Source organism: Actinomadura sp. NPDC048032 (genome assembly GCF_040653175.1).
In the GTDB taxonomy this organism is placed as follows: Bacteria; Actinomycetota; Actinomycetes; order Streptosporangiales; family Streptosporangiaceae; genus Spirillospora; species Spirillospora verrucosospora.
On record NZ_JBEZJP010000549.1, the window covers coordinates 1 to 4,528 of the forward strand.

Genomic DNA, 4,528 nt, shown 5'->3' on the forward strand with positions numbered 1-4,528 from the left:
AGGCGCTCCTCCAGCCGGCCGAGGGTGTCGAAGAGGGCGTCGAAGGCCTCCTCGTAGGCGCCCTGCGAGGTGGCGAAGCCCGCCTTGTACACGCCGTTGTTGACGGTCTGGTAGACGAGCTCGTTCAGCTCGTCGATCTCGGGGCGCAGCGCCTCGGGGTACAGGTCGGGCGCGCCGGGGCGGTGGTGGGCGGTGAACTCCGTCTCGAACATCGTGGTGATGTTCGGGAAGTCGTTGGTGACCAGGCGCTCGGTCTCGGTGTCCCAGAGGCAGGGCACGGTGTAGCGGCCCTGGAACGCCGGGTCGGTGGACAGGTACAGCTCGGAGAGGAAGACGGCGCCGGTCACCGGGTCGCGGTCGGGGAACCGCCAGCCCCGCTCGTCCCGGATGGGGTCGACGACGCCGACGCCGATCGCGTCCTCCAGGCCGAGGAGCCGCCGCACGATCAGGGTGCGGTGCGCCCACGGGCACGCGTAGGAGACGAAGAGCCGGTACCGCCCGGGCTCGGCGGGCAGTCCGCTCGACCCGTCCGCCGTGATCCGCTCGGTGAACCGGTTCGCCTGACGGACGAAGCGGCCTCCCTCGACCTCCTGGACGCTCATGCCCGTCTCCCTCCGAAGTAGGTGAGGACGGCCCCCGGTCCGGCACCTGAGGGCGATCCGGATACGGGAACCTCGCGGCTACCATAACCGTCGGTATCCAGTGTGAAACGGCCGCGACGGCCGACCGGCGGATCGACGAGGTGGCGGGGGTCCATGCTCGAGCAGTTCAACGCCCTGGTGGACGGCCTTCCACCGGCGATGATCTATCTGATCATCGCGGCGCTGGTGTTCGCGGAGGCCGCGCTGTTCGTCGGCTTCGTGTTCCCCGGCGAGACAGCGATCGTGGTCGGCGGCGTCCTGGCCAGCCAGCACGTGCTGTCGCTGCCGCTGCTGCTGGTCGTCGCGGTGGTCGCCGCGGTGGCCGGCGACTCCGTCGGCTACGAGATCGGCCGCAAGTACGGGCCGCGGCTGCTGGACGTCAAGATGATGCGAAGACACCGGTCGAAGGTCGCGGCCGCGCAGGACATGATCCGCCGCCGCGGCGCGTTCGCGGTGTTCATCGGCCGGTTCACGGCGCTGCTGCGGGCGCTCATGCCGGCGCTCGCGGGCAGTTCGCGGCTGCCGTATCCGAAGTTCCTGCTCTTCAACGTCATCGGCGGCGTCACGTGGGTGGTGACGTTCACGCTCGGCGGCTTCTTCGCGGGCACGGCGTTCGAGCACGCGGCCAAGCTCGCGGGCCGGGGCCTGGCCATCGGGCTGGCGGCGGCGGCCGTCGTCGCGCTGGTGGTGTGGAGCGTCCGCAGGCACCGCCGCGAGGCCCGCGAGGAGGCCGAGGCCCAGGCCTCCGAGGACGTCGCCGGGGACGGCGAGGAGGCGGAGTCGGCGCCGACGCTGCCGTCCTGACGGGCGGGCGCGTTCAGAGGTGCATCCGCCCGCTGATCATCGGCAGGTCCAGGTAGGTGCGGATGCCGGGGTCGGCCCCGCACACGGCCGGGACGGAGTTCAGCGCGTGCGCGGACGCGGCGGAGATGGCGTCGCGGACCCACTCCTCGCCGGCCGTCAGCGTGAGCGGCGGCCGGCCGTCCACGCGCAGCGAGTACCCGGGCCGCCCCCACACGTCGGGCATCCGCGCGGCGTCGGCCTTGTGCACGATCTCGACGGTGATCACCGGCCGGCCGGCGGCGAAGCCGTTGAACGTCCAGCGGTCGGCGGCGACCGTGCCGCGCGGGATCGGACCGGCGGCGGTGGCGAGGTCGGCGCCGGCCAGCCGGTGGTCGACGTCCACGTCGATCTCGTCGAGCTCGATGCCGAGCCCGGCGGCGACCAGGTGCAGGCTCTCGGAGAACAGCGTCCGCATCGCGGCCCGGTGGGGGCGCAGCGCGCGGAGGTACTCCTCCTCGTCCTTGCCGAACCCGAGCAGGTCGTGGACCAGACGCCAGGACGGGTGCCGGGCGAAGTCGGAGCACTCGCGGGCGTAGACGTGGGTGATCCGGCGCGACAGCCGCGACAGCACCAGCGGCATCACGTCGGCCATGAAGCCGTGGCTGACGCCGCTGCCGTGCACCGACACTCCGCCCCGCTTGCAGGCCTGCTCCAGCTCGTTGACGAAGAGCGGGCCGTGCGCCCGCGGGTAGACCAGCCCGGTGAGGGAGACCAGGTTCTTGCCGGACGCGAGCAGCGCGCAGATCGTGTCCAGCTCGGCGAACCGGTCGGACTTGGGAGTCGGGGCGTAGAGGACGCAGTCGGCGTCCAGGCCGAGGATCTCGCCGAGGTCGCCGGTCGCGGCGACGCCGACCGGGTCGCGCCCGGCGAGCGTCCCGGCGTCGGAGCCCACCTTGGCGGGGGTGTGCACCCACGCGCCGGCGAGCTCCATGTCGTCGCGGTCGAGGACGCCCCGGATCGCGCTGCGCCCGAGCGCGCCCGTCGCCCACTGCACCACCCGGTAGCGGCGGCCGGGCGCGGACGCGGTGGCGGTGCTCATCGCACGAGACCTCCGTTGCTCCTCGTGATGCCGACGGGGGAGGAGACTACGCGGTGGGCACGGAGGGAATTGCGGCAAATGGCGCAACTTCCTCGCATGTCCCATCGTACGCAGGACTGGTCCGGCGTCCAGCCGGGAAGGAACCCGGGGGTCGCGGCCGAGCGGGATTCGGTTTAGTGGTACCACTGGGTAACCCCTTGATGATTACCTGGGGGCGTAGTCGGTGCGATGTGAGGAGACACGAGATGTCGGAACTGCGCTACGACGGCCGCGTGGCGGTCGTGACCGGGGCTGGTCACGGCCTCGGCCGGCAGCACGCGCTGGAGCTCGCCGCGCGCGGCGCCAAGGTCGTCGTCAACGACCTCGGCGGTGACCGGACCGGTACCGGCGCCTCCGCCGGCCCCGCCCAGGAGGTCGTGGACGAGATCAAGAAGAACGGCGGCGAGGCCGTCGCGAACCCCGACAACGTCGCCACCCCAGAGGGCGCGCAGGCGATCGTGAAGACCGCGCTGGACGCGTTCGGCAAGGTCGACATCGTCGTCAACAACGCGGGCATCCTGCGCGACAGGTCGTTCAAGAACATGTCGGTCGAGGAGTTCGACTCGGTCATCGCCGTCCACCTGCGCGGCTCGTTCCTGGTCTCCAGCGCCGCCTGGCCGCACCTGCGCGAGCAGGGCTACGGCCGGATCGTGAACACCTCCTCGCCCGCGGGCCTGTTCGGCAACTTCGGCCAGGCCAACTACTCCACGGCCAAGATGGGGCTGGTCGGGTTCACCAAGACCCTCGCCCAGGAGGGCGCCAAGTACAACATCAAGGCCAACGCGATCGCCCCGGTCGCCTGGACCCGGATGACCGAGGACCTGCTGCCCGCCGACTTCGCCGACAAGCTCGGCGTCGAGCAGGTCACCCCGCTCGTGGCCTACCTCGTGCACGAGTCCATCGAGGACTCCGGCCAGGTCTACACGGTCGGCGGCGGCCGGATCGCGAAGATCTTCGTGGCGGAGGGCCCCGGCTACGGGCAGAAGGAGACGCTGTCGGTCGAGGACGTCCGGGACAACTGGGCGGCCATCGGCGCGGCGGAGCCGCTGACCGTGTTCGGCAACGTGGGCGAGCAGATGGGCCCGCTGATCCAGCAGCTCACGTCCTGAGCCGTTGGCCGGGATCGAGCTCGACCGGCGGGACGGGGTGCTCACGATCACCCTGTCCCGTCCGGAGCGCCTGAACGCGGTCGACGGCGCGCTGACCGAGGAGATGCTGGACGTCCTCAACGGGCTGATGCGCGACCCGTCCACCCGGGTGGTCGTGCTGACCGGCGCGGGCCGCGGCTTCTGCTCGGGCATGGACCTGCAGGGCGGCGACCCGGGCGGCGCGTCCGGGGAGGGCCGCGTCCAGCGGCTCTACCGGGGCATCGCCCGGGGCGGCGAGGTCACCGCGCGGCTGCGGGAGATCCCGCAGCCGGTGATCGCGGCGCTGCGCGGCCCCGTCGCGGGCATGGGCGTGTCCTGGGCGCTGGCCTGCGACCTGCGGGTCGCCGACCCGACGACCCGTTTCGTCGTGCCGTTCGTCGACCTCGGGCTCTCGGCCGGGGACTGCGGTCTGTCCTGGCTGCTGCCGCGCCTGGTCGGGCCGGCGAAGGCCGCGGAGGTCTGCTACCGGGCGCAGCGCCTGGACGCGGCGCGCGCCGACGCCCTCGGCCTCGTCACCGAGATCGCCCCCGAGGGCGGGGACCTGGCCGCCGCCCAGGCCCTCGCCGACGAGCTGCTCGGCAGGTCGCCCTACGGCCTGAGCCGCACGAAGGAACTGCTCAACGCGTCCCTGGACGTTCCCGGTCTGCGGCGGCAGCTCATGGCGGAGACGGCCGTGCAGACGCTGGCCTTCTTCAGCGAGGACCTCGCCGAGGGAATGGCGGCCGCGCTGGAGGGCGCCGGGTGGTCAGTCGTTGACCGACATCACGTGGACCCGGTGGCCGCGCAGCGCGTGCCCGGCCGCCGCCAGGGCGCCCGCC

General features: G+C 72.5%; 4 protein-coding genes and 1 pseudogene. 3 read left to right on the forward strand and 2 right to left on the reverse strand.

The genetic code is table 11. The features are described from left to right. Positions 1-602 (reverse strand): annotated as a pseudogene (locus tag AB0C69_RS38630) (glutathione S-transferase family protein); the annotation flags it as partial. A 153-nt stretch (positions 603-755) separates the two neighbouring features. On the opposite strand from AB0C69_RS38630, the gene AB0C69_RS38635 reads away from it, so the two are divergent. Then, the gene (locus AB0C69_RS38635; RefSeq protein ID WP_345183232.1) at positions 756-1,445 is read left to right on the forward strand and encodes a DedA family protein; all 690 of its coding nucleotides are present in this window, start codon (positions 756-758) and stop codon (positions 1,443-1,445) included. Positions 1,446-1,458: 13 nt separating this feature from the next. On the opposite strand, the gene AB0C69_RS38640 is transcribed toward AB0C69_RS38635, so the two are convergent. Next, positions 1,459-2,523 (reverse strand): dihydrodipicolinate reductase, encoded by a 1,065-nt coding sequence (locus AB0C69_RS38640; protein ID WP_360360990.1) that lies wholly within the window; start codon positions 2,521-2,523, stop codon positions 1,459-1,461. 245 nt (positions 2,524-2,768) lie between these two features. On the opposite strand from AB0C69_RS38640, the gene AB0C69_RS38645 reads away from it, so the two are divergent. Both AB0C69_RS38645 and AB0C69_RS38650 read left to right on the forward strand, forming a co-directional pair. Continuing rightward, positions 2,769-3,671, forward strand: coding sequence for an SDR family NAD(P)-dependent oxidoreductase (locus AB0C69_RS38645; protein WP_353835106.1), 903 nt, complete (start codon positions 2,769-2,771; stop codon positions 3,669-3,671). 4 nt (positions 3,672-3,675) lie between these two features. After that, positions 3,676-4,528, forward strand: an 853-nt coding sequence (locus tag AB0C69_RS38650) for an enoyl-CoA hydratase-related protein (protein WP_360360992.1), incomplete at its 3' end; no start/stop codon positions are given.

Coding starts and splice junctions, on each gene's coding strand:
- AB0C69_RS38635 (WP_345183232.1), top strand. CDS start 756: ATGCTCGAGCAGTTCAACGCCCTGGTGGACGGCCTTCCACCGGCGATG.
- AB0C69_RS38640 (WP_360360990.1), bottom strand. CDS start 2,523: ATGAGCACCGCCACCGCGTCCGCGCCCGGCCGCCGCTACCGGGTGGTG.
- AB0C69_RS38645 (WP_353835106.1), top strand. CDS start 2,769: ATGTCGGAACTGCGCTACGACGGCCGCGTGGCGGTCGTGACCGGGGCT.